At 61.6% G+C, this 25,885-nt stretch carries 18 protein-coding genes and 1 pseudogene; 7 read left to right on the forward strand and 12 right to left on the reverse strand.

What is annotated here, in order from left to right:
• Positions 1–48: 48 nt before the first annotated feature.
• The 3 genes and pseudogenes from JNB71_RS02335 to JNB71_RS24340 form a co-directional block, all read right to left on the reverse strand.
• The gene (locus tag JNB71_RS02335) at positions 49–333 is read right to left on the reverse strand and encodes a hypothetical protein (protein ID WP_220370226.1); all 285 of its coding nucleotides are present in this window, start codon (positions 331–333) and stop codon (positions 49–51) included.
• 51 nt (positions 334–384) lie between these two features.
• On the reverse strand, positions 385–5,523 hold the full coding sequence (locus JNB71_RS02340; protein ID WP_431028302.1) for a DUF4082 domain-containing protein: 5,139 nt from the start codon (positions 5,521–5,523) through the stop codon (positions 385–387).
• 6 nt (positions 5,524–5,529) lie between these two features.
• A pseudogene (locus JNB71_RS24340) lies at positions 5,530–7,146 on the reverse strand (DUF4347 domain-containing protein); the annotation flags it as partial.
• Between the two features lie 501 nt (positions 7,147–7,647).
• Between JNB71_RS24340 and JNB71_RS02345 the strand changes: the two are divergent.
• Entirely contained in the window at positions 7,648–8,610 is a 963-nt protein-coding gene (locus tag JNB71_RS02345; RefSeq protein WP_220370228.1) for a hypothetical protein, read from the forward strand.
• On the opposite strand, the gene JNB71_RS02350 is transcribed toward JNB71_RS02345, so the two are convergent.
• The 5 genes from JNB71_RS02350 to rpiA all read right to left on the reverse strand — a co-directional run bounded on the left by JNB71_RS02350 (position 8,599) and on the right by rpiA (position 13,900).
• A complete protein-coding gene (locus JNB71_RS02350; RefSeq protein ID WP_220370229.1) occupies positions 8,599–8,997 on the reverse strand; it encodes a GFA family protein in 399 nt (132 codons plus the stop codon). The genes JNB71_RS02345 and JNB71_RS02350 overlap by 12 nt on opposite strands.
• A gap of 231 nt (positions 8,998–9,228) precedes the next feature.
• A complete protein-coding gene (locus JNB71_RS02355; protein ID WP_220370230.1) occupies positions 9,229–10,602 on the reverse strand; it encodes a class II 3-deoxy-7-phosphoheptulonate synthase in 1,374 nt (457 codons plus the stop codon).
• A 268-nt stretch (positions 10,603–10,870) separates the two neighbouring features.
• Positions 10,871–12,262: a glutathione-disulfide reductase gene (gene gor / locus JNB71_RS02360; protein ID WP_220370231.1), complete on the reverse strand. Its 1,392-nt coding sequence runs from the start codon at positions 12,260–12,262 to the stop codon at positions 10,871–10,873.
• Between the two features lie 196 nt (positions 12,263–12,458).
• Positions 12,459–13,004, reverse strand: coding sequence for a DUF2059 domain-containing protein (locus tag JNB71_RS02365; RefSeq protein ID WP_220370232.1), 546 nt, complete (start codon positions 13,002–13,004; stop codon positions 12,459–12,461).
• 203 nt (positions 13,005–13,207) lie between these two features.
• Positions 13,208–13,900, reverse strand: coding sequence for a ribose-5-phosphate isomerase RpiA (rpiA, locus tag JNB71_RS02370; protein ID WP_220370233.1), 693 nt, complete (start codon positions 13,898–13,900; stop codon positions 13,208–13,210).
• A 214-nt stretch (positions 13,901–14,114) separates the two neighbouring features.
• On the opposite strand from rpiA, the gene JNB71_RS02375 reads away from it, so the two are divergent.
• Positions 14,115–14,792: an HAD family hydrolase gene (locus tag JNB71_RS02375; RefSeq protein ID WP_220370234.1), complete on the forward strand. Its 678-nt coding sequence runs from the start codon at positions 14,115–14,117 to the stop codon at positions 14,790–14,792.
• 48 nt (positions 14,793–14,840) lie between these two features.
• On the opposite strand, the gene JNB71_RS02380 is transcribed toward JNB71_RS02375, so the two are convergent.
• Positions 14,841–16,718 (reverse strand): L,D-transpeptidase family protein, encoded by a 1,878-nt coding sequence (locus tag JNB71_RS02380; RefSeq protein ID WP_220370235.1) that lies wholly within the window; start codon positions 16,716–16,718, stop codon positions 14,841–14,843.
• A gap of 494 nt (positions 16,719–17,212) precedes the next feature.
• On the opposite strand from JNB71_RS02380, the gene fumC reads away from it, so the two are divergent.
• The 3 genes from fumC to JNB71_RS02395 all read left to right on the forward strand — a co-directional run bounded on the left by fumC (position 17,213) and on the right by JNB71_RS02395 (position 20,853).
• Complete coding sequence (gene fumC / locus JNB71_RS02385; RefSeq protein ID WP_223215725.1) at positions 17,213–18,625, forward strand: class II fumarate hydratase; 1,413 nt, start codon at positions 17,213–17,215, stop codon at positions 18,623–18,625.
• A gap of 359 nt (positions 18,626–18,984) precedes the next feature.
• A complete protein-coding gene (locus JNB71_RS02390) occupies positions 18,985–20,055 on the forward strand; it encodes a GGDEF domain-containing protein (RefSeq protein WP_431027941.1) in 1,071 nt (356 codons plus the stop codon).
• A gap of 156 nt (positions 20,056–20,211) precedes the next feature.
• A complete protein-coding gene (locus tag JNB71_RS02395) occupies positions 20,212–20,853 on the forward strand; it encodes a L,D-transpeptidase (RefSeq protein WP_220370238.1) in 642 nt (213 codons plus the stop codon).
• Here JNB71_RS02395 and JNB71_RS02400 read toward each other — a convergent pair.
• The 3 genes from JNB71_RS02400 to JNB71_RS02410 all read right to left on the reverse strand — a co-directional run bounded on the left by JNB71_RS02400 (position 20,837) and on the right by JNB71_RS02410 (position 23,340).
• On the reverse strand, positions 20,837–21,673 hold the full coding sequence (locus tag JNB71_RS02400) for a M15 family metallopeptidase (protein ID WP_220370239.1): 837 nt from the start codon (positions 21,671–21,673) through the stop codon (positions 20,837–20,839). The genes JNB71_RS02395 and JNB71_RS02400 overlap by 17 nt on opposite strands.
• An 80-nt stretch (positions 21,674–21,753) precedes the next feature.
• Complete coding sequence (locus JNB71_RS02405) at positions 21,754–22,362, reverse strand: pyridoxamine 5'-phosphate oxidase family protein (RefSeq protein ID WP_220370240.1); 609 nt, start codon at positions 22,360–22,362, stop codon at positions 21,754–21,756.
• A gap of 72 nt (positions 22,363–22,434) precedes the next feature.
• Positions 22,435–23,340 (reverse strand): alpha/beta hydrolase, encoded by a 906-nt coding sequence (locus JNB71_RS02410; RefSeq protein WP_220370241.1) that lies wholly within the window; start codon positions 23,338–23,340, stop codon positions 22,435–22,437.
• Positions 23,341–23,524: 184 nt separating this feature from the next.
• Here JNB71_RS02410 and JNB71_RS02415 point away from each other — a divergent pair, with 184 nt between their 5' ends.
• Together JNB71_RS02415 and JNB71_RS02420 are read left to right on the forward strand one after the other, a co-directional pair.
• The gene (locus tag JNB71_RS02415; RefSeq protein WP_220370242.1) at positions 23,525–25,261 is read left to right on the forward strand and encodes an adenylate/guanylate cyclase domain-containing protein; all 1,737 of its coding nucleotides are present in this window, start codon (positions 23,525–23,527) and stop codon (positions 25,259–25,261) included.
• A 138-nt stretch (positions 25,262–25,399) separates the two neighbouring features.
• Positions 25,400–25,885 carry a MarR family winged helix-turn-helix transcriptional regulator gene (locus JNB71_RS02420; protein WP_220370243.1) on the forward strand — a complete coding sequence of 162 codons (486 nt, stop codon included), beginning with the start codon at positions 25,400–25,402 and terminating at the stop codon, positions 25,883–25,885.

Consider the following 25,885-nt stretch of genomic DNA (forward strand, 5'->3'; position numbering starts at 1 on the left):
GGCGCGTTGGAGTTCGTGACGCAACGATGTTGATCGGTACGGTCGCGGCTAGGATCCGGCTACACCGTTGGTGGGGACAAGCCGCGGTACTTTTTCGACGTCGGAAAACCGGTGAACGGCACCGGCATTGACCAGGCCGTTCAATGCCTGCTGCATCAGCTCGACGCCGTTGGCGAAGACATCGGTCGGCATGATGATCCGCTGGCGGAAAACCGGTTTCGGATTGTTTTCTCCGTCCTTTTCGGTGGCCGAAAGGCTCATCATATCGATCCTGACGATCGAGTTGGTGATGGTGATTTCACCGATGCCGTCGACGTACAGTTCGCTGCTCATCGGTTCCTCCATCAGTCACGCGACCGTCAGGCCTTTTCCATGAAAACGCCCCTACGCCGCCAACTGCGGCCTGAACGCCACATCGACATAGTAGTTGCTGCTATTGTAGCTGTTCGTCGGGAACAGCCCGGCCGAGCCGTAGGCATAGACGCCGTTGCCGCCGCTGAGCGCCGATGACAGCCCGTGCAGATTGCCGTTCGAGACCTGTGAACCAAAGAAGTTGCCGGTCGCCGAATAGAACCCATTGGTGCTGTAGGAGACGACATAGGTCGTGTTTGCCTGGATCGCCACCTGCTGGGCAAGACTGACCGATTGCCAGCCGCTCGAGCTTTCGTTCGTAAAGTTTGCGCTCGCGAGCAGCGTGCCCGTCGACGTCCAGAGATATCCGGTATGCGGGCCCGTGTTGCTTGGGCCCTTGTAGAAGCGGAACCCGGTAATCCAACCGGCAACATCCGCCTGGAACTTCATGCCCAGATTGACATCGCCCGGGTCGTTTTCAGTCACGGTCGTCGGCGTGGCGCTCGACGAGAACAGGTTCTGTTCATCCTGCGGAACGACATTGAGCGAGACAAGGCCCGTGTCGGTTCCGCCCTGTCCGTCTGAGACCGAGTAGGTAAAGCTCGCGGCACCGGTGTAGCCGTTCGTCGGCGTGAAGGTGACGGTGTTCGACTGGCTGTTGAAGGCAACGCTGCCGTTCACCGCATTTCCGACACCGGTAATGACTATCGGATCGCCATTCGGGTCACTGTCATTGGCAAGCAGTGTGCTCGCCTGAACAGTAAAGGCCGTGTTGGCTTGAGTCGAGAACCCGGAATCGTCCAGTGCGACAGGGCTGAGGTTTCCCGTCGCCTGTTCGTAGAGCACATCCACCCAGTAATTCGTTGCGCTGTAGGTCGCAGACGGGAAAAGTCCGCCCGCGCCATAGGCATAGACGCCGTTGCCGCCGCTCGACGCACTGGACGGCGCCGACAGCGGGCCGTTCGTGTAGCTCGTGGCGAAGAAATTCGGCGTCACCCCATAGAAGCCATTGGAATGATAGCTGGCAACGTACGTCGTGCCTGCGGAAATCGACACCGGCTGGGCGAAGGTCACGGTCTGCCAGCCGCTGGCGCTCTCGTTGGTAAATGTTGCGGACGCAAGCAGATTGCCACCGCTGGTCCACAACGAGCCGGTATGCGTGCCGGTATCCTGGGCGCTCTTGTAGTAGCGCAATCCGGTTATTAAGCCGGCCGACGAGGCGACGAATTTCACTCCCAATTCCACGGCCTCGGGGTCGTTGACGGAAGTGACGCTGGGCGCATTGGACGGAGAGAACAGGTTCACCGTCGTCTGCGATTGGCCGACCGTCAGGCTCACGACTGCGGATGCCGTTCCGCCCCGGCCGTCCGATATGTTGTAGGAGAAGCTTGCAGGCCCGATATAGCCCGAAGTCGGCGTGAACGTCACCGAATTGGTCTGGTTGTTGAACGCCACCGTGCCGTTTGTGGCACCGCCCACACCGGTGATGGTCAAAGGATCGCCGTCGGGATCATTGTCGTTGGCAAGCAGTGTCGCTGCGGCAATGTTAATCGAGTTGCTGTTGGAGACTGTAAAGCCGTTGTCGTTGCTGGCGACTGGCACGGTGTTGGCAGTCGAGCGCTTGTAGACGACGTCGACCCAATAGTTGGAGGCCTGGAAGCTGCTCGTCGGAAATGCGGTGCCAGACGAATAGGTATAGACCCCGTTTCCGCCGCTTGTCGCGGAGGAAGGAGCCGTCAGCGATCCGTTGACCTTCGCGCTGTTGAAATAGTTCGCGGTGGCCGCATAGACCCCGGTCGTGTGGTAGGAGGCGACATAGGTCGTCCCCGCCGTGATCGCAACCGGATTCGAGAAGGTGGCGGTCTGCCAGCCGCTGGTAGACTCGTTGGTGAAGTTGACGGTGGCGAGCAGCGTGCCCGTCGACGACCAAAGCGAGCCTGTATGCGCTCCGGTCGCATTCGCCGGCTTGTAGAAGCGTATGCCCGTGATCGTCCCAACGACGGATGCGGTGAACTTCATTCCAAGCTCCAGCGGTGCGTTATCGACGACCGCCGCCCCTGTGGGCCCCTCGGTCCACTGGAACAGCGAGACGCCGGCCGGGTCCTGTTCGACCGTCAGGGTCACATTGGCGGTCGACGTGCCGCCGCGCTGATCCGAAACCGTGTAGGTGAAGCTTGCCGGCCCACTATAGCCGGCGTTCGGCGTGTAGATGACATTGCCCGTCTGCGTGTCGAGCGCCACGGTCCCGTTGGTCGCATTGCCGACCGCGCTGACGGTCAGCGGGTCGTTGTTCGGATCCGTGTCGTTCGCCACAAGTGCCGTGAAGGAGATTGGGAGCATCCCGTCCTTGCCGACCGAGAACCCCGAATCGGCGACCGCCGTCGGTGCCTGGTTGGGATCGGGCGTGAAAACGACATCGACCCAGTAATTTGCGTTGGAACTGTTACCCGGAAATACACCGTTGTTGTCGGCACTGTACGCATAGACGCCGCCGCCGGGTTGAACATTGAGCAGGCCGTTCGTGTAGCTTGACGAGAAATAGGTATCGCTCGACGAATAGTATCCACCGGTATGGTAGGACGCCACATAGGTCGTTCCGGGAGTAATCCGCACGGGATTCGAGAACGTTACCGTCTGCCACCCCGTTATGGATTCGCCGGAGGACGTGCCGGTGGCTATCCGCGTCCCGGTGGATGTCCACAGGCTGACGACGTGCTGGCCGACATTGTAGAAACCCTTGTAGAACCGAATGCCGTTGATAACGCCGTCCGTCGCCGCCTGGAAGCGGACGCCGAGTTCCACGCCGTCGCGATCGAGATTGGTTTCCACCTGCGGTTTGCTGGCAAGGGTCCAGAGGCTCGACGTCGAAGGCAGGTTGACCGTGACCTGTCTACTCGCCGAAGGATTGCCCAGGTTGAGGCTGTCGTCCACGGCGCGCGACATGATGCTGTAGGTTCCGGACGCCTGCACGACCCAGCTGTAGCTCCAGCTTTCGCGGCCGGTTGCCTTCCACCAGCTCTGGCCGCCGTCAAGCGACACCTCGACGCCCGCGACGATGCCGCCGCCGGTATCCTGTGCGGTGCCGGTGACCGTGACCTTCTGCCCTTCGACGAAGCTCGCGCCCACGCTCGGAGAGGTGATGGTCGAGGTCGGCTTGAGGGTGTCGGTCGATTGCGTCGCCAGGATCAGGCTTGCGTCGAGCGTTCCGGGCTGAATGCCCATGTCGGCGAACATGTTGACCATCGCCTGCTGGACGTTCGGATCGGTTGGCGTGGCCGCGCCCTCATGGTTCGAATCAAGACCCCATGACCAGAAGACGGTACCCGCACCGAAGACGAGCGCGCCGCTCTCGGCCCGGTACATGGTCAGGCTGTGGTTCACGGTGGCGGGCCCGATCGACGTGCCATAGTCGCGCAGATAGGTATCGACCGAAACCGTCGATAGCGACATGTTGATCAGCCCGGCGGGCCGGTAACCGTTCTCGACGTCGGAATCCCACTCGTATCCCAGCAGGTTCTGGACGAGAGAGAAGGTCTGGCCCGGTTGCAAGTCGTCAACGTCGGTATTGCGCCAGAACCGAAGGTTGGAATAGTCGTAAGGGATCGTGATCGTGTCGAGCCGGTAGCTGTCGACCGTGAACATGGTGCCGGTGAGCGAGTTTTCCGGCTCCTGACCGGGATCGGCAAATCGCGGGTCTCGCCAGGTACCGGTACCCGTCGAGGTTGGGTCGGGTGTCCCGCCCCAGGTTTCCTTGTAGCAGACCATGGTGCGGTAAGGCGTACCATTGCCGTCGATGCTGGTTTCCCAGCGAACCTTCCAGTAGACTTCGTTGCCGCTCCAGAAGGCAAGGTCGACGCCCGCGTCGCGCGCCGCTTCGACGTTGGTGCGCTGCTCGGCCGACCAGTACTCGTCATGACCGACCGAAAGATAAGCCTCGTGATTGAGCAACAGGCTTCCGCTTCGCGTCGCATCGACGCCGGAGATGTAGGAGACGTCGTAGCCGTTCTGCTCGAGCCAGCGGATCGCCGAATGCTCCGCCCCGAAGATGAAGTCGTGCGTCCCGCCCTTCACGCTCGTGTTGGTGACGAACGGACGATTGTAGCTCACCGCGGTGGCACGGCCGATCGAGTTTACCCCGCAGCCGCAATTGGGCGGCAGATAGCCGATCAGATTGGCGGGATCGACCGGCACGTCGCCGAAATAGAGGCTCGCCCCACCCCATTCATTGTAGGCCTGCCAGGTGGTGTCTGACGTCTGGAAGACGATATCGCTGGCCGCACTGTCATCCCGGACAATGAAGGGGATGTGGCTGGCGCCCACGGTCCCGTCCTCGCGGACGAGCTTGGCGATGTAAACGCCGGAGACGGCATCGAAGGGAATAGCCCAACTCGCCGAGACTGCCCAGTTGCCCGCGTCGATCAGGCCGCGCGACATGTCGACGATCGGATGTGGCTGGACCTGCGCGGATGCGAGATTGACGTCAACGGTGGCCACCTTGCGGGCTCCGTCGCCGCCGTAATAGCCGAGCCGGTAGATATCGATCCGGTAGTTGGTCGAATCGGTCGCGATCTTGAAACTGACCGTCTGGCCGATATTCGTGCTGATCTCGGTTGCAAAGCCCTGGATGTTGCCGTCGCCATCACCATCGATGCCCCATTCGCTGACAGGGTTGCCCTGCTTCTGGTTTTCCAGGACAATCTTGTTCGTAGTGGTTGGGGCCGGGTTGAGCTGGCTTGCAGTGCGCGTTCCATCGGAAAACTGGAAATTCTCGACACCGGTGACTGTGTCTGCTCCGTCTGGAGAGCCGCTGCGGGTGTCTGCAATCGTGTAAGTGACCCCCGAAAGCGAGATCGTATAGTTCGCCCGCGCGCCGCTGAAGATCACGGTGTCACCTGTTCCGGCCCCGCCATCGATCGTATCATTGCCGCCGCCGCCGTTAAGCGTGTCGTTTGCGGACCCGCCGGTGAGCACATTGGCGCCACTGCCGCCTGTCAGGCTGACGGCCGCACTCGATCCGCTCGCATTGACGTTCTCAAAGCCGGTCGTATTGGCCGTATCGCCGGAACTCTGGTCGACGGACGACAGGTTGATCGTTGCTGCACCGTTGACCAGCAGCGTATCGATGTCGGCCCCGCCGGCGATCGACACGTCCGAGCCATCATAGGTGATCATGTCATTGCCTGCGCCACCGTTGAGCGTGTCGGCGCCGGCTGCGCCGACTATCGTATCGGCTCCGCCGCCACCGGTAAGGACGTTGGCATTGCCGTCGCCGGTGAGGCTGACGGCCGCGCTTGAGCCGCCTGCATTCACGTTCTCAAAGCCGGTCGTGTTCGCGGTATCGCCGGAACTCTGGTCCGCAGACGCGAGATTGATGGCTGCCGCTCCGGTGACCACCAGGGTGTCGGTGTTTGTCCCGCCGGCGATAGACACATCCGAGGCGTCATAGGTGATCGTATCGTTGCCTGCCCCGCCGCTTAGGGTGTCGGCTCCGCCGCCGCCGACGATCGTGTTGCCCCCGGACCCGCCGGTGACCGTGTCGGCCTGAGCGCTACCGGTAATCGCGATCGCTTCGCTCTGGCCGCCCAGCGTGATCGTGACGCCGGTTGCGGCGCCTGAGGCCGAGATCGCTTCGACGCCCTGGATCGATCCATCCGTCGCGCCAAGCGTATTTAGGTCGCTCGATGTCGAGGTCAGGTTGATTGTATCGCCGGTTCCAGAGCCGAGATTGACCGTGCCGGAGCCGATGAGGATCGCATTCAACTGGGCGCCGCTGAGCGTCACCGTATCGGTGCCGGACGTACCGGTGAGGTTACCGGTTTCGACATTGTCGACTGTCGGCATGGTGAGCGCCGAGATGTTTCCGCTCGCCCGGACGTTCAGCACGTCTGTCGTCAGCAAGCCGCTGCCGAGATTGATCGTGGCAAATCCGGCCCATTGCGACGCGGTCATCGTGACGGTATCGCTGCTCGTACTTCCCGTCAGCGTCTCGATGCCGGTAACCGTGCCGACCGAAAGGTTGGTCGTGCCGCCGGCCGTCAGCACAATCTGGTCGCGCGTGCCGCTGGCGCTGTTGCCTCCGCCGTCGATCGACTCGCCGGCAACGAACTGGCCGGCACCCAGGTTGATCGTGTCGTCGCCGCTACCGGCGACGATTTCATCTGCGCCACCGCCGCCAGTGAACGTATCGCCGCTGGCGTCCTGAAGCTGAGCGACCGTGCCGCCGGAAAAGCCGGTGAGCGTTCCTGTCGTCGCGTTCGCTCTGTCGGTGCCGCTGGTACCCGTGAACGTCGCCATGATCCCGGAATAGGCGATCATGCCTTCCGCCGACAGCGGCGGACCACCGGCACCGTCACCGCGATCCAATGACCAGGTTCCGCCGCAAAGTTCCGATCCGACGATACCACTTGCAGCGAGAACGCGAACGCCTGCCCGAGCGGCAAGAGTGTCGACGAAGGCGGCGCCCCGTTTCCCGGCGCCGGTCTCGCATGCCCAGACCAGCAGGGCCTTTTCCGTTCCAAGAGCGGCGCCGAAGGCGGGAAGATCGGCAGCATCGTCCTCGATCGTCTCATACGACACCGCGCCTGCCGCAAAACTCAGTTCACCGGGCCGGCCATGGGCGATCACGTGAATCGCGTCGAGATCGGCCCGCCCCTCCAGCATTCGCGCCATCTGAGCCAACGCTGGTTCGTCGGGCGAAAGCACGACCGGCTCGACATCTGGCCGCAGACCGGCAATCAGTGTCTCGAAATCCGTTACGGCGGGGTCGATGAAAGCGATCTCGCGAGTGTGGCTCATGGTGCTTCTCGGACGGTTTGGATGATGTTGGGATGTCTGGTCGGCCTTGCGGCCGCGTCGAATTTCTCAAACCACGTAGCTGCGGCCCAAGATGGACCGGCCATATCAAGCTTCTAAAAGCGCATCCTGCCAGCTTTTAACCGGTCACAAACCTTGGCAATCGGTCTGCAGGACACTCCCAAAGGTGGTAAGAGGAGCAGGTACCATCCTCCAATGTGATGATGGATCAAGAGGGGCTCTCGGCAGGTGAAAGCGTCAGGTTTTGCTTCTGCCGCCCCCCTGTCGAATTTCAACGATGACGCGCGGGCTGGAGCAAGCCAGCGTCGTTTGCTCGCCTTGTTTCAGGAGAAACGCATGATGCATGTCGCCAAAAGCAGCCCCAGTATCCAAATCGGCCGGATCCTGAACGAAATAGGGACTTTACGCGTTTGACGAGCAACGTAACGTGCGCTCTTCTCGTGCTAAACGGATACATCCATCCATTGGACCTTCGACAAAGTCATGACCGGTGTGCCACCATCAGAGATTGAAAGCCCGCAGACCGGCTCCGCCGCCCAGATCGAGGCATTTGCGTCGAATCCGGCCCTGTTTGCCGTCCTGCAGCAGGGCGCACGCCACATGATCGAGCTTTATCACCATTTTCCACGGATCGGTCGCCTGGTTGCCGCCCAGCAGAAATGGCTCCTCACGCAGGCCGCCTATGCGCTGCACTTGCAGCGTAATCCGGCTGATCCCCTCTCCGGCATCACGGCGTCGCGGCTTCTCGACATCATCGGCGAATTCGGCGCGGCCAGCCGCAACACGGCGACAGCCTTTCTGGCCGAGCTGCTTGCGTACAAGCTGATCCGCGATACACCGGGATCGCCCAGCAAGCGCAGCCGCCCCCTGGAGCCGACGGAGATCAGCCACGAGGCGATGATGCTGTGGTTTCGCGGGCAGATGCGCAGCCTTGACCTTCTCGATGGCGGCGAGCGCGTCGCTCGGTTGGAGGCCAATCCGGAGCTTTTTCGCCGCGCCCAGCCGATCGCGGCCAAGCGCCTGATTGCCGACAGGGCATGGCGGGAGCCGCCACCCAGCATCTCCTGTTTCGTCTGGACCGAATATGGCGGCTTGATTCTCGACGATTTCTTCTCGCGGATCGTCAATGCCGTACCAAAGGACGGCTACCATTGGGTCGAAGACCTGCGCTTTGCAGAATTGTCCGCCCACTATTCTCTGTCGCGCACGCATATCCGACGCCTGTTCACGCGTGCCGAAGCGCTTGGATCGCTGGGCTGGCAGGACCGGAACAACAATCGCAACAAGGTCTGGGTCACGGTTTCGTTCGTTGAAGACTACAAGCGCTGGCAGTCGATCAAGTTCTGCGCACTGGACCAGGCCTTCGGCGAAGCAGCCCGCTCGATCGAGGCTGAGAACCACGCCTCCGGAACAACGGGTACCGGCGCAACCCCCTCAGGCCTTTGACTGCCTGTATTGCGGCAGCCCGTCGTCGATCTCGTAGAAATCGCCCTTGTCGGCGCAGAAAATGTGGTAGCCGAACGAAAGACCGGTGGGGGGATCGAAGGCTCCGGCCATGATCGAGGTATAGTCGAGGCCACCGCTTTTCCAGAACAGCGCCGAACCGCAGGTTTTGCAGAAGCCGCGCTGCGCCTGCGGGCTCGAGTGATACCAGGTGATATTGCCCGCCCCTTCGATGTCCAGTTCGCTGTCGAGAACGTTGGTGGCCGCATAATAGAGCCCGGTCTGCTTGCGACACTGCGAGCAATGGCAGCCGATCACCTCCCGCAGCTCCCCCCGCGTGCGAAAACGGACCGCGCCGCAATTGCACGAACCGCTGTGTTCCTCCGCCATGTTCATCCCTCACACTATTATTGGCCCGTCTTGCGGGCATGAAAAAACCGGGCCAGCATCTTGAGCGGGCCCGGTTCTGTCAATTTCAATAGATTCAGCCAATGATCAGCGGCGCTGATCAGCCTACAGCGCCGCGCGTCTTATCAGACGCGCAAAGGTCGCTGTAGCACTTTGAATTGCTGCATGGTTTGGTCCTTAAATCGGCAACGATTTAAGGAAACATGCAGTAGATCAGCCGTTGACGACCATCCGCTTCTCGTCGCGGCCACCCTTCATGCGCTCGGCAAGAAGAAAGGCCAGTTCAAGTGCCTGGTCGGCATTGAGACGCGGGTCGCAATGCGTGTGGTAGCGATCGGCGAGATCGGCGCCGGAAAGCGCGCGGGCGCCGCCGGTGCATTCGGTCACGTCGTTGCCGGTCATCTCGACATGGATGCCGCCCGGATGCGTGCCTTCGGCGCGATGGATCTGGAAGAAGCTCTCGACTTCCGACAGAACCCGCTCGAACGGCCGGGTCTTGTAGTTGTTGAGCGTGATCGTGTTGCCGTGCATCGGATCGCAGGACCAGACGACCTTGCGGCCTTCCTTCTCGACGGCACGGATCAGCCGCGGCAGATGCTCTGCAACCTTGTCGTGGCCGAAGCGGCAGATCAGCGTCAGTCGGCCGGCTTCGTTCTGCGGGTTGAGCAGATCGATGAGTTCGATCAACCCGTCACCCGTCAGCGACGGACCGCATTTGAGCCCGAGCGGGTTCTTGATGCCGCGGCAGTATTCGATATGCGCGTGATCGGGCTGACGCGTACGGTCGCCGATCCAGATCATGTGGCCGGAGGTCGCGTACCAGTCGCCGGAGGTGGAATCGACGCGGGTCAGCGCCTGCTCGTAGCCGAGCAGCAGTGCCTCGTGACTGGTGAAGAAATCGGTTTCGCGAAGGCTCGGATGGTTCTCGGAGGTGATACCGATCGCCTTCATGAAGTCCATGGTTTCGGAGATCCGATCCGCGAGCTTGCGGTAGCGCTCGGCCTGCGGTGAATCCTTGACGAAGCCGAGCATCCACTGGTGCACGTTTTCGAGGTTGGCATAGCCGCCCATCGCGAAGGCTCGCAACAGGTTGAGTGTCGCAGCCGACTGCCGGTAGGCCATGACCTGGCGTTCCGGGTCCGGGACACGGGCCTTCTCGTTGAACTCGATGCCGTTGATGATGTCGCCGCGATAGCTCGGCAGTTCGACGTCACCCTGGCGTTCGATGTTCGACGAACGCGGCTTGGCGAACTGGCCGGCGATGCGGCCGACCTTGACGACCGGCTGCTGCGCGCCGAAGGTCAGCACGACAGCCATCTGCAGGAACGCGCGGAAGAAGTCGCGGATCGTATCGGCGCCGTGTTCGGCGAAGCTCTCGGCGCAATCGCCGCCCTGCAGCAGGAAGCCGCGGCCTTCCGAAACATTGGCAAGTGCGCTTTTCAGGCGGCGCGCTTCCCCCGCAAAGACCAGTGGCGGATAGGTCGCAAGCTGCGCTTCGGTCGCGCTCAGCGCTGCCAAATCCGGATAGTCCGGCACCTGCTGGATGGGCTTCTGCCGCCAGCTGTTCGGGGTCCAATTCTGTGCCATGTCGATCACCTGTTCTCTTGCGCAAGGTCCGCCCGGCCGTCGCATCGCCGGAACGTCCCATACAATGCCGCCATAAACCGGATTTGGGTCGCTTGTCAGCGAAACAATTCCCGCCCGCATTTCTCCCTGCGGGAGGAACGCCGATTTCGCGGATGCGGGCTTATAAACGTTAACATGGGGATTGAAAAGCGATTGTTCCAGCAAAGTGCGGGCCGCAGGATTTTAGCGCGCACTTTGCCGGCAACACATCCATTGCCGAGGTGAAGGCCTAGCCGACCCTCTCGCCGTTCTTGACGCGGTAGCTCGGCGCATACATCGTCACCAGTTCTTCCGCCGCCGTCGGATGCACGGCCATGGTGCGATCGAAGTCGTCCTTGGTGCAGCCGGCTTTCAGCGTGATTCCAAGCAGTTGTGCCATTTCTCCCGCCTCATGGCCGAGAATGTGGACGCCAACGACCTTGCGATCGGCGGCGGTGACGATCAGCTTCATGATCGTCTTTTCGCTGCGCCCCGACAGGGTCGCCTTCATCGGCCGGAATTCCGCGCGGTAGACTTCAAGTTCGTCGTATTTCTTCGCCGCATCCTCCTCCGAGAGCCCGACGGTGCCGATTTCAGGCTGCGAGAAGACGGCGGTGGCGATCAGGTCGTGGTCCGGCGAGACCGGGTTGTGCTTGTATTCCGTTTCGATGAAGCACATGGCCTCGTGGATGGCGACCGGCGTCAGCTGAACGCGGTCCGTGACATCGCCGAGCGCATAGATGCCCGGCGCGCTGGTGCGGGAAAACGCATCGACGACGATCGCGCCGCGCTCGTTGATCGCAATCCCCGCCGCCTCGAGGCCGAGCCCCCTGGTGTTCGGCACGCGGCCGAGCGCCAGCATCACCTGATCCACAGTCAACGTCCCGTGCTTCATCGTTTCGGCGGCCAGCCGGCCGTCGGCGGTCCTGGCGATGGACTGCAACAGGTCCTCGCACAGGATGCGGATGCCCTTCTGTTCCATCGCGGCATGCAGGCCGCGCCGCATATCCTGGTCGAAACGCGACAGGATTTCCTTGCCGCGATAGATCAGCGTCGTCTCGACGCCGAGGCCATGGAAGATGTTGGCGAATTCGACCGCGATATAGCCACCGCCGGCAATGACGATCGATTTCGGCAGTTCCGGCAGATCGAAGGCCTGGTTCGAGGTGATGCACAGCTCATGGCCGGGCAGCGCCTCATGCGGCGTCGGATGGCCGCCGACAGCGATGACGATACGCTCCGCCGTCACGGTCTTTCCGGTGGCGACGAGCCGGATGCTGTTTTGCCCGGTCAGTTCCGCCCGCGTGTTGAGGATTTCCGCGCCGGCATTGGCGAGCCCCTTCTGATACAGGCCTTCCAGCCGCGTGATTTCCTTCTCCTTGGCGGCGACGAGCTTCTTCCAGTCGAATGCGCGCTCACCAACGCTCCAGCCGAACCCCTCCGCATCTTCGAAATGCTCGGCAAACTGCGACGCATAGACATAGAGCTTCTTCGGCACGCAGCCGCGAATGACGCAGGTGCCGCCATAGCGGAATTCCTCGGCAATGGCGACCTTCTTGCCCATGCCAGCTGCGAGGCGGCCGGCGCGCACCCCACCGGAGCCGCCGCCAATCACGAAAAGGTCATAGTCGAAAGACGTCATGCTGAAAAACTCCCGGACGGGTCGTGAGCGAGGAAGCGGATCGTCTGCGAGGTGCGGTCGGATGACCACACGGCGCCATCGCAGCGATTCCCGCCATGTGACGCTGATATAGGGTCGAGCGATATCAAATGAAAAGCCCGGAATGATCCGGGCTTTGCAATTCGACGTGAACTTTGCGCCGCAACCGGCAGGCTGCTTATTGAGCAGGCTTCTCGGCGCCCGGCAACGGCTGCTGTCCAGCCGTCAGGGTAGCGTCAAGCTCCTTGGTTGCAGCCGCATTGAGGTCGCGAGAAATGCCCGCCGCCCAGATGTCGGCAGCCTTCATCATTTCGCGGGACGCGATCGGGCCATCCTTCAGGAGCTTCTTGCCGGCATCCGACGTATAGAATGCCGTGATCGCATTCAGCTGCTCGACGGTAAAGGTCTTGGCATAGATCGTCGCTGCCTCGCGTTCCAGATCAGCGCGGCGCACGGCAAGCTCGAGCGCCTTTTCATCGACGGTCTTGGTGATCAGTTCCTGATGGTTCGGCGAAGACTGGATCAAGGTCGTCTTCAGGCGTTCGGCCAGATTCGGCAGGATATTGTCAAAACCGTTGGTGGCGCCGACCGCCTCGATCGCGGCGCGCGCAGCCTTGACCTGCTCATCCGTCACATCCTGCGCCCGCAAGGCAGGAACCATGACGGCGGAAAGAATGATGGCAGTTGCAGCCATTGTGCGGCCGAGACCTGCGAGATTGATCATATCTGAAACGCTCCTGTCAGTTAGATGCCGGGCCGCGTGCGCTCCTGCACCTGCGAACCCCGCATAATCCAATTTCAAAGCCGCCGCCACCATCGGGTCCCAGCCCCGCCTTGGGACGGCAACGTTGTTGTAACACTCTGCCGGGCCTGTTTGCGCCGCGACCGGAAATTCTGCCAACATCGCCTGGCGCGCGAAGAGACAGGCTAAGCCGTCATCACCCTCGCCCCTGCCGCACCGGCAATGATGGCAAGCGATGCGATGCCGATGAAAAGCCCGTGTTCGACCACGCCCGGAATAGCATTGAGTTCGTGTGCCAGCGCATCTGCATCAGGAATACGGCCAAAAGATGCATCGAGAATCAAATGTCCGCCATCGGTCATGAAAGTTCCATCGCCGGAGGCGCGCACCGCGATTTCGCCGGAAAGACCGAGCCGCGAGGCGAGCTTTTCAACAGCAATACGCGTTGCGGCAAGTCCGAAGACATTCACTTCGATCGGCAGCTTGAAGGCGCCCAGCGTGTCGACCACCTTCGTCTCGTCGGCGATCACGATCATCCTGGAGGACGCGCAGGCAACGATCTTTTCCCGCAGCAGCGCGCCGCCGCCGCCCTTGATGAGGCGCAACCTGCCGTCCACCTCGTCGGCGCCGTCGATTGTCAGATCCAGTTCGGGAAGCTCGTCCAGCGATTTCAGCGGCACACCGAGTTCAACGCAAAGCCGCGCGGTCCGTTCCGACGTCGGCACGCCTTCGATGCGAAAGCCAGACGCCACTTTCTCGGCGAGCAGACGAACGAACTCCTCCGCGGTCGAGCCTGTCCCGATGCCGAGCCGCATGCCGTCTTCGACATAGTCGAGCGCTGCCGCAGCAGCCTTGATCTTCATTTCACGGGCGTCCATGCGCCACGCACTCCTCAACATCTTATCCCACGGACCCGGCAAAAAGCCTCGGGTCCCTTGTTCCGATGAGACGTTTACACGGCTGCCACGGCAAACAAAAGCCCAAATAGCGGGCGAGACACAAATGCCACCGCAGCTTATCGGAAAGTGGCGATTGCTTTTTCCCGCCGGCTCCCCTACCCGAACAGTTGTCTTGTCGCAGTGAGAGGTTTTCGTGTCCGCCCCTGTTGTCGTCTTTGATCTTGATGGAACCCTGGTCGATACCGCACCGGATCTCGTCGCAAGCCTCAACCATGCTGTTACCCAGGCAGGCCTTGCGCCCGTAACCTATCACGACCTGACCCACCTCGTCGGACACGGCGCCAAGGCGATGATCGAGCGCACGTTCACCCTGCGCGGCAGGCCGCTGAGCGCCCACGATCTCGACTGGCAGATGAAGGAATTCGTCGATTTCTACCACGGCTCGATGCCGGGTGAGTCCATCCCCTATCCCGGCGTCATCGCGGCCATGGACCGGCTCGCCGAAGCTGGCTACACCCTCGCCGTCTGCACCAACAAGCTGGAAATGCTGGCGAAAAGCCTGTTGGAAGGGCTCGCACTCACCTCTCGCTTCGCCGCAATCACCGGCGGCGACACGTTTCATGTGCGCAAGCCGGATGCCGAACACCTCTTGTCCACCATCCGCCTTGCCGGCGGTGCGCCGGAAAAATCGGTGATGATCGGCGATAGCCTGAACGACATCCTCGTTGCCCGCAACGCATCCGTCCGCTCGATCGGCGTGCCCTTCGGCTACTCCGATGTGCCGGTCGAAAGCCTGGCGCCCGATCTCGTCATTCGCCATTTCAACGAACTGACACCGGAGCTGATCGAGCGTTTGATCGCGCAGGCATGAAAAAGGCGGCCTTCTCGCCGCCTTTCCCGCGTCATCGATCTTCCGCTCTCAGCCTTCGGCGCGTCGCGCAAGCCGCGTCGCTTCAAACGCACGCCCCATATACATGTCGCGCTCATAGACATCGTCGAAATATTCGACCGCGCCGTCCTTGTTCGGCCAGGCGGTAAAATAGGCGACATAGACCGGAATCCGCTGCGGCACCTGAACGCCCTTGTTGCGACCGTCGGCGATCTGCGCGGCCACGTCGTCGACCGTCGTGCCGAGCACGGCGGCGGCCATCCGGCGCGGATCGGCAAGACGCACACAGCCATGGCTGAGCGCGCGCTGGTCCTTCTTGAAGAAGCTCTTCGACGGCGTATCGTGCATGTAGATCGCGTGGCTGTTCGGGAAGAGAATCTTCAATTCGCCGAGTGCATTGTCGCTGCTGGGCGGCTGGCGCACGGCAACGCCGTTGGTCGAACCGTTCCAGTTCACGTCATATGACGAGACGGCACGGCCGCCCACTTCCACCTGGTAGCCGAGGCGGTCGAGATAGCCGGGGTCGCTCCTGAGCTTCGGCAGCATCTCGTTGATGATGATCGACTGCGGCACGCCCCAATAGGGATTGAACTCCACCGTCTGGATCTCGTCCTCGAAGAAATAGGTCTGGTTCGCCTTCGAACCGACAACCACGCGCATTGAGAACTGTTCGGCACCCTGGTCGTGGTAATAGACCATGAAGGCGGGCTGGTTGATGAAGACGTAGCGGCTGCCGAGGTCGGCCGGCAGCCAGCGCGCCTGCTCCATGGCAATGCGCACCTTCTCGATCTTGCTCTGGGTCGTATCGCCACCGGTCAGGATGCGGATCGACGCCTTGCCGACGACGCCGTCCGGCTTCAAGCCGTTTTCCTTCTGGAACCCTTCGACCAGTGCGACCAACTCCGGCGTATAGTCCGGCGTTCCTTGATAGGCGGAAAGTGTGAGCGCGTGCTCGACCTTCAGCGCGTCGGAACCCTTTTGCCGGATGCCAGCGATGATGTTGGCCAGTTCGGGATTGCTGATTCCCGGCTTCAGCAGCGTGCCTGGCGCAATCGCGATCCGTGGCGCATCGCCCGCCTTTGCGTTAAGCGTTTGCAGTTCCCGCTTCAGGGCCAGGAATTCCGGACCGGATGGCGTCTGGGAATTGAGGTAGGCCGCAACATCATGGCTGCGGGCAATGTTCTCGAACTTGCCCTTCAGATTGACGCTCTTGCGCTTGAAGTCGTGGTAGCCGGAAATCTTGTTCGGATCGATGCGCCCTCGAACGGTGTCCTGCACATAGGTCAACGTCGCAGCCGACAGGCGGATCTCAAAATCCACCAGCGACTTCTCACGCGCCGTCGTGTCGGCGCTGTCGAACGTATCGGACGGCACGGCAACCGCGTAATCCTGCGGATCAAGCCCGACGCTGGCCGCATCACCGAGGACAGCGAGCGCAGCCTTTGCCGCTGCGTTCGGGCCATTCGCGTCAATCCAGACAAATCCTTCCCGGCCTGCGTAGAACGCCTCGACGGCCTTGGCCACGTCCGACGGCGCATAGGCGGTCACATCGGGCAGAAACCGGCGGAAATCAGCAAGCGACGCGCCCTGTGCCGGCTGCACGTCACTGCCCACGGAACCGGTCACGACCGGATCGAGGAGCTTTGCCGTATCGATCCGCCGCAGCGCTTCGGCCTTGTAGGTATAGTAACGGGGCGAGGTCACGCGCGGCAGGGCAACGGGCTTTTCCGCCGGGCGGGTTTCCTGCATGCCGCCGTAGCGCGGCCACACCTGCATCTCTTCCACGGGCTGCCTCTTCCTGCGGAAGAGATCCATCAAGGTATACGCCTCTGCGCCCTGTACTCCGAAAGAGGTGAACGCGCACCCGGCCAGGAGTGTCACGATCGCTGCAGTTTTCATCAATTTCATTGGCTCACACGTCCCCGTATCGCATTGCCGCCATCAGCGGTCCGCGCCCGATGCCCTTCATGTCACCGAGCTTGGGTACTTATAAGAAAGGATGGTGAATGAAAAGGAAACGCCACGCCTTTCGAGACCGTCGCGGCCCTTCGTGGTCCGCAAAAGATCTCGGTCAAAAAGACGGATGAGCACCGCCAAAAATTTGAATTCCTTCAATTATTTTTCCGCACCTTGAAAAGGTTGCGACAGCTCGGGAAAATTGCAGACAAGCGCGACGAAACTATCCGTGCACATGTGTCTGAAAAGGCACATCGCCGCCGTGGCTCGGCCCGCCAACCCCAAGACGCGTGGCTCGGGCAAAGGGCCGCATTTTAAACGATTGTAGCATGCGCCGGCCCCTCGCAACCTCTTTACAAGCACCGCGCACCTGGGCCAGAGAGAACCGCATCACAGCTTCAGAAGGCCGCCGGACGACGGCCCATCACCTCCGGTCTCGAGACCGCATGACGAAAGCAGGGATTACCATGACATCAACGCGCACGGAAACAGATACGTTCGGCCCGATCGAAGTCGCCAGCGACCGCTATTGGGGCGCGCAAGCGCAACGTTCGCTCGGCAACTTCAAGATAGGCTGGGAAAGACAGCCGCTGTCGATCGTTCGCGCACTCGGCATCGTCAAGCAGGCCGCCGCCCGCGCCAACATGGAACTGCAGGGCCTCGACCCGACGATCGGCAACGCTATCATCGAGGCGGCCCAGGAGGTCATCGATGGCAAGCTCAACGATCATTTCCCGCTCGTCGTCTGGCAGACCGGCTCCGGCACCCAGTCGAACATGAACGCCAATGAAGTGATCTCCAACCGGGCGATCGAAATGCTCGGCGGCGTCATGGGCTCGAAGAGGCCGGTTCATCCGAACGACCACGTCAACATGAGCCAGTCGTCGAACGACACCTATCCGACGGCCATGCATATCGCCTGCGCCGAGCGCGTCGTTCACGACCTGTTGCCGGCCCTGAAGCATCTGCATGCGGCGCTCGAAGCGAAGGTGAAGGCCTTCGATCACATCATCAAGATCGGCCGCACGCATACGCAGGACGCCACGCCTCTCACGCTTGGCCAGGAGTTCTCCGGTTACGCGGCCCAGGTCGCCTCCTCGATCAAGCGGATCGAAATGACCCTGCCCGGCCTTTGCGAACTGGCGCAGGGCGGCACCGCCGTCGGGACCGGCCTCAACGCGCCGATCGGCTTTGCCGAGAAGGTCGCCGCCGAAATCGCCAAGATCACCGGCATCGGCTTCGTCACCGCGCCGAACAAGTTCGAGGCGCTGGCCGCCCATGATTCGATGGTGTTCAGCCATGGCGCGATCAACGCTGCTGCCGCCGCCTTGTTCAAGATCGCCAACGACATCCGCCTGCTTGGTTCCGGCCCCCGCTCCGGCCTCGGCGAACTGTCGCTGCCGGAAAACGAACCCGGCTCGTCGATCATGCCGGGCAAGGTCAACCCGACCCAGTGCGAGGCGCTGACACAGGTCTGCGTGCAGGTGTTCGGCAACAATGCGGCTCTGACCTTTGCCGGCAGCCAGGGCCATTTCGAGCTCAACGTCTACAATCCGCTGATGGCCTATAATTTCCTGCAGTCGGTGCAGCTGCTGGCCGATGCCGCCGTGTCGTTCACCGACAATTGCGTCGTCGGCATCGAGGCCCGCGAGGCCAACATCAAGGCGGCGCTGGATCGCTCGCTGATGCTGGTGACCGCCCTTGCCCCGAAGATCGGCTATGACAATGCCGCCAAGATCGCCAAGACCGCCCACAAGAACGGCACGACGCTGCGCGAGGAAGCCGTCGGCGGTGGCTATGTCACCGACGCGGAATTCGACGCCATCGTCCGCCCCGAAACGATGATCAGCCCTTCCTGAGGCCGTCGCCGGAAGCTGTTCAGCAACATACTGTCAGGCAGCGAGACATCGCTGCCTGACAGGCGACAAAGTCGGCCATATCCCGCTTCCGTCGTGCTCCGGCCTGTCCCGAGCATCCAAGTGCGTGAATGAGCTTGAGGGCTATCATACTCAACAGCTTAGCGGGCAGATCCTCGGCACAAGGCCGAGGGTGACGTCGCGGATGTTTTGAGGTTTGTCAGCAATCTGAGGCGGCGAGATATCGGTTGGCCGCGGGCCACATATGCGTTCAATCTTACCGACTGATTTTGCCAAATGTTAAGCCTTCCAAAATCTTTTACCCCTAAAACTTGCAGGCGGTAGCAATAAGACAGGAGCCCGTGATGCAGGCGGCTTTGAGCAAGGCGCAGATACCGGACATCGCCGCGCAGGTGACCTATGCGATGCGCATCATGGGAATTGCCCCCCTTCCGCGAAACTACGAGCTCTATTACGAAGCCTATATCGGCTCCAATCCGAAGCTGACCAAGGAACTGGCAGCACTCGGCAGCCGCGCCAACCAGGAAGAACTGGACGAGATCGGCGCACGCTACTTCGCCCATGTGCACCACGCCGCCGGCATCGACCGGGCGCATACGCACCTGGCAAGCGAACTGGGCGATCTTCTCAGGCTTCTGCGGGAGGAACAGGACGCGCTTGAAAACTACAATCGGCTGCTGGACGAAACCTATAAGAACATAACGGGCAGGAGCAACGCCAGTGCCGAAATCCTGCGACAGGCCGTCAGCATCCTGACCGAAGCGACGGCCGACACGATTTACCAGGGCAAGGAACGCGCCGAAAACGTCTCGCTGAAATCCTTCGAGATGGAGGTCATCCGGCAGGAACTGGATGAGTACAAGCGCATCGCCAACACCGATTCGCTGACGCGCCTTGCCAACCGCCGGGCCTTCGACGAGAAGCTCGCCGCCATCTACAATTCCGAGCAACTCCGCTCGCAAACGAGCCTTCTTGTCGCCGATATCGATCATTTCAAGAAGATCAACGACAGCTACGGCCATCCGGTCGGAGACAAGATTCTGGCGACGGTCGGCACGGTCATCCGCGCCAATCTTCGCCGAGACGTCTTCGTCGCCCGCACCGGCGGCGAGGAATTCGCCATTATTCTCAACGACAACACGCTCGAGGAAAGCCTGCAGGTGGCCGAGCGCATCCGCACCGCGCTTGCAACGACCCCCTTCAAGAACTCCAAGACCGGCGTCAATTACGGCCCGATCACGCTCTCCGTCGGCGTCTGCCAGGCAACGCAGGCCGACGATCCGGTCGACCTCTACAACAAGGCCGACATCGCGCTCTACTGCGCCAAGAATGCCGGCCGCAACCGATCCATGCTGTTTGAAGAGGGCATGAAGAAAGACACCGGCAAGAGCTGGCTGATCTATCGCAAATAGCAAATCTGAAGGTGCCCAAGTGGCGCTTTCGCCGTCCTCTTCTTGCGTTCCCCAGGAAACAGCCGCTCACCCGGTGATTGCCTAGAAAGGCTCCATACAAGGGAGCCAGCCGGAGGAAACCGGAAAAATCTCCCGCACAAACCGGGAGATACCGACATGAAAACCATCATAGCAGCCCTGATCGCTACCGCCCTTCTTGCCCCCTCTGCACAGGCAGCCGGCGCGAGCGGATCCTTCGAAGTCGCCTCGCTCCAGTCCTCGGCCGAAAAGACCGGCTGGTTGCAGATTCTGTCGCAGGGCAAGCAGACAAAGGCAAAGACCGCGACGAAGAACATCAACCGATCGCCGATCCCGCGTGAACTGGTTGCCTTCGGCGAAAACGTCGCGCCCGGCACCATCATCGTCGACAATTCCGACCGCCGCCTCTACCACGTGCTCGGCAATGGCATCGCCATGCAATACGGCGTTAGCGTCGGTCGCGAGGGGTTCATCTGGACGGGCACCAATACGGTGAGCCGCAAGGCCGAATGGCCGACCTGGAACCCGCCGGCACAGATGCGCGCCCGCGAAGCCAGAAAAGGCCACATCCTGCCCGTCAGCATGAAGGGCGGTATCGAAAACCCGCTGGGCGCACGTGCGATGTATCTCGGCTCGACCATCTATCGCATCCACGGCACCAACCAGCCGTCCTCGATCGGCAAGGCGATGTCCTCCGGCTGCATCCGCATGGCCAATGAGGACGTCGAGCACCTGTACGCCAATGTGACGATCGGCACCAGGGTCATCGTCCGCGACTGACCGAATTCGCGTTTGAAGATGTTTGGCGGCAGGCGGTTGCACCTGCCGCTTTGGCGATGGCCAGGAGTTCGGGCCGGTATTCGAAATGCATCGTGTCGTAGTGATACCAGCGCCCGCCCCAGATGAAGCCGTTGCGCTCGAATGCATCGACGATCGTCATCGGAAATTTGTTGTCGCGTCGCTGCACCCGGCCCGGCTTGCCGCCCGCCCAGATCCAGTAGTCGGCGTAGCGGCTATTGAGATCGATCGCCGCACCAAAGCTGTGCACGGACAGGTTCGAGGCGCCGGCAACCTTGCGCCAGTTGAAGGTACCGGCGGAAGGCGTCAGAAAGATCTTCAGGTCGGGCATTGTTTTCAGCGCGTCACGAACCTTCTCCAGCGCCTGCGCGACGCCCTGCCTCTTCGTCACCGGCAACTTAACCCCGAACCAGTCGATCTCCACCAGCGACGCCTCCACCTCGCGCGCCGATCCGCCGTAAAGGCGCTTCATCAGGGCCTCGCTGCGAATGCGGCCCGGATCGAAATTGACCGTTGGGCGGGTTTCGCAGGGTCCCGCCGGATAGATTTGCGACAGGCTGTCCTCGATATCGCCGGACGCGAGTTTCCGCGCGTGGTCCTTGGCCGTGCCGTCATCGATCGGCAAGGCCGGTTCGCCGTCGCCAAAGAGGATTGATCCACCCTCGCTCCCGACAAGGGTTTGCGGATAGGCGTCGATGAGCAGCTTTACCTTTCGCGCAAGACTGAGTTCGTCCGCTTGAGCCGGGACAGCCAAGAGCAGCATCGCGGCGAAGACAAGCGCCCGGTCAAGCGAGCGTGACATTGATATAATCACCGCCGGCGCCGCGAAAGACCTGCACGTTATCAGCACGTTGCCTCGTTTCATTCGAAGTTGAGCAGCGGTTACCACATTGTCTTGGCGGCACGCTCCGGCCATTCGCGATCGTAGGTTTCCCGATCGAAATCGGCCTTGGCAGCCTTCAGCAGCGCCCCCGGCGTCGGCAGCGACCGTGGATCGATGAAGCGCTCGGGGTTCCAGAGTTGCGAGCGGATCAATGCACGGGCGCATTGGAAATAGACCTCGCCGATGGTAACCACGATGACGCTACGCGGATGCTTGCCGTCGACCTCGAAGGATTTGATTAGGTCCGGATCGACGCTGACGACGGCCGTGCCGTTGATCCGCATGGTCGTGTTCGAGCCGGGAACGAGGAACATCAGCGCGACGCGCGGGTCGCGGACGATGTTGGCGAGCGAATCGACTCGATTGTTGCCGCGCCAGTCCGGCAAAATCACGGTCTTCTCGTCTACTATCCTGACGACATTGCCGTCGTCTCCGCGCGGCGAACAATCGAGCCCCTCGGGACCAACAGTGGCAAGCGCGGCAAATGGAGAAGCCTCGATCATCCGCGCATAATCCGGCGTCAGCTTGCTTGTCACCTTGACCAGCGACGCCTCTCCGGCTGCCCCATAGAGCGTGTTCAGTTCCTCGACCGAGCGAATGATCGTCATGCCGTTCTCCCAGAAATCAGGATCCTTCGACGGATAGCATGACGCCGTCATGACGGCACCCGCAAAAAATTGCTAGGCTGCAGCCCTTCTCTCTTCCGCATGAATAAAGGCATTGATCCGCTCGATCACGGGCGGCGCCGAAACGATGCGGCGGTGGCCAAGACCGTTGGCCCAATGGAGTTCGACATTCGCTCCAGCCGCAGCATAGCGGCGCGCATGGTCGGCAGAAACCTCCTTGTCGTCTTCCGCATGGATCACCAGCACCGGCACGGTGAGCACGCCGAGAATACGGGCTGCATCGAAGTCCTCGATTCGCCGCCCGGACAGCTGCACGACCATGCCTTCGAGCGCTGCCTGGGCCTTGTGAGAAAGACGAAGAAGCTTTCCGAAACCTTTGAAAAGCCAAGTCATCTCGCTCGGCGCACCGATCAGCACCATGCTTCCGGCGATACGGGACGGCACGTCGCAGACCAGGCCGCCCGCAGCGCAGGCGAGACTGGCACCGCCAAAGGAATGACCCACGGCAACATCGAACCCGTCAAAGTGCCGCCAGGCGGCGTCGATCGCGCGCACCGCCGCCGGCATCGTCAGCGTTCGCCCGGGTGAGGCGCCGTGTCCCGGCCAGTCAAGCGCGATGACTTCGGCGCCTCCTGCCAGAAGGCCCTTTATCATCGCCGCCAGATAGTCGCTGCGCGATCCCCAGCCATGAACGAGGAGCACGCGCTTTGCCGCGCCGTCGCTCGGCGCGCGAAAGCGCTTTGCCACCACCCAGCCGCCGGCATATGAAAGCGTAACTCGATGAGCGCCGGCCATGACGGGTTCCGCCGCCGTGAGCGCTGCCTTTTCCTTGGCGTTCGACGGCTTGCGCGAGGGCGTGACGCTGAACAGCCGGAACGCCAGCCGTCCCGCGGTCTCCGGAGAAAAGGCCGACACGCATCTGAGGGCAAGGCGGGTGACCTCGATCGCAATGGATGCCATAGTGGGATTCCCCTTAAATGTTCAATGTTGAACATAATTGTACAACCATGAACAAAAAGCAAGTGCTGACAGCATCGTCGGCTTCGCTGCCGCTTCGGTCGGCGGGACACCTGCAATCCGATAGACTTTTGCGAGGGTCACCCATACAATTCAATGTCCTGCATTCTGTGAAAGCGAATGCGACATGGCCGAAGAGCACGCCCAGCGCCGTCTCGCAGCTATAATGGCTGCCGATGTGGTCGGCTACAGTCGGCTTGTCGATCTTGACGAGCAGGGCACGCTGGTCGCGCTGAAGGAGAGGCGCAAGGAAATCCTCGTGCCGCTCGTTCGCCAGCATCACGGTCGTATCGTCAAGATGATGGGTGACGGCGTTCTGGTGGAGTTCGCCAGCGCGGTGAACGCCGTGGCTTGCTCCGTCGAACTCCAGAGGCGGATGGCGGCGGCGAACGAGGATCGCCCCGACGACCGCCGGATTGTCCTGCACATCGGCGTCAATCTGGGGGATGTCGTCGTCGAAGACGGCGATCTCTTCGGTGACGGCGTCATTGTCGCCGTACGGCTTCAGGCCATGGCCGGGCCTGGAGAGATCTGCATCTCCGGCAGCGTCTACGACCAGGTCAAGCGCAAGCTTGACGTCCAATTCGACGATCTTGGCCCGCAAGCGATCAAGATCGTCGCCGAGCCGGTCACCGTCTACCGCATCGAAACGCTGGCTGGCTGGGCGTCTCGCGGACCGGCGGAGCGGGCGCCGTTGCCGCTGCCCGCCAAACCCTCCATCGCTGTCCTGCCATTCACAAACATGAGCAACGACCCGATGCAGGAGGAATTCGTCGATGGCCTGACCGAGGACCTGATTACCGACCTGTCGCGGAGCAGCGGGCTATTCGTCATCGCCAGCAACTCGGTCTTTGCGTACAAGGGCAGGCACATGGACGTGCGCCGCATCGCGCGCGAACTTGGCGTGCGCCATCTCCTGGAGGGCAGCGCCCGGCGGGCTGCGGGACGGGTTCGCATCAATGCGCAATTGATCGATGCAATCGAAGGCGACCACCTGTGGGCCGAACGGTTCGACCGCAGCTTGGAGGATATCTTCGCCGTGCAGGACGAGGTGACCGGCAAGATCGTCGAGGCCCTTGTCGGTCGTTTGACGACGCACGCGGCCCGCAACCGCCCCGCGAACCTGGAGGCCTATGAGCTCTGTGTTCGGGCGCGGGCGCTGAGCTTTCAAACCGCGATCACCGCGAGAGAGGCGATTTTCCTGCTGGAGCGGGCCCTCGCGCTCGATCCGCGCTATGCCGAGGCGCATCGCTGGCTGGCCTTGAACCTCTGGCTGGGATGGGAATTCTTCGACGCGCCGGTTGATCCCAATCGGGCAAGGGCTCTGGCGGAGGCCCAACGGGCCGTGGCGCTGGACCCCAACGACGCCGGGAACCGCTGGGTATTGGCTATCATTCTCGGGCATGAGCGCCGCTGGGCGGAATCGGATGCCGAGTTCGACGCCACGGTCAGGCTGGACCCGAATTACGCCGATGCCTGGGCGATGCGCTCCGATCTGCTTACGCTGAAGGGCCAGCCGGCCGAGGCCGTGGAATACGTGCGCAAGGCGCTGAGACTCAATCCGTATCCTCCCGGCTGGTACTATTGGATGCTGGGGCAGGCCCAATATGCGCTTCGCGACTACGAGTCCGCAGTCCAGACGCTGCGCAGGCCCGAAACCTATCGCAACGCATCACGCCGCTTTCTCGCGGCGAGCCTGGCGCAACTCGGGCGGCTGGACGACGCCCGCCGTGAGGCGCAAATGTTCATGATGAGCAATCCGGGCTTCTCCATCCGGCACTGGTCCGCGTCGCAACCTTTCCGCGATGAAGACGTGCGTCGGCATTTTATCGAAGGCTATCGGCTGGCGGGACTTCCGGAATGACGGCAGCCGTGGTGTCCGGCCAGGGCCAGGCTTGAGCAAGCAAGGTGCATTCGAGCGCGAGGCGGGTGACCTCGATCGCAAAGGATGCCATAGTGGGATTCGCTTTAAATGTTCAATTATGAACATTGCTGTATAACCATGAACAAGAAGCAGCCGACGATCGAACAGCATCATTTTCCCTGGGACCATCCGCGTTTCCGCAGCTGGATCGCAGTCGCCCGCGCCTGCCAGCTGATGCAGCAGACGCTGACGCGCGCGCTTGCCGATCTCGACATCAAGCCGCCGCATCTCGACATTCTGATCAACCTCTATCGCTTCGAGGGCATCTCGCAGCAGGAGCTCGCGCGAAAACTTCTGGTCGGGCGATCGAACATGAGCATGCTTCTGCCCCAGCTCGAAAAACGCGGGTTGATCGAGCGGCGCGGTGACGAGAAGGACAAGCGCGTCTTGCGGCTGTCCTTGACCAAAAGCGGCCGGGAACTGACGGAGCAGGCGATGGAAATCCAGACCACGCTGATCGGCAATTCGCTGGACAACGAGCCGATCGAGGAGTGCCTGATTGTCGCCCAGTCGATGGAGCGTTTGATCGCCCGCCTGTTGAAGGAGGAAACCGATCTCGACTGA

This window comes from Rhizobium herbae, from assembly GCF_019511375.1.
Lineage (GTDB): Bacteria > Pseudomonadota > Alphaproteobacteria > Rhizobiales > Rhizobiaceae > Pararhizobium > Pararhizobium herbae_A.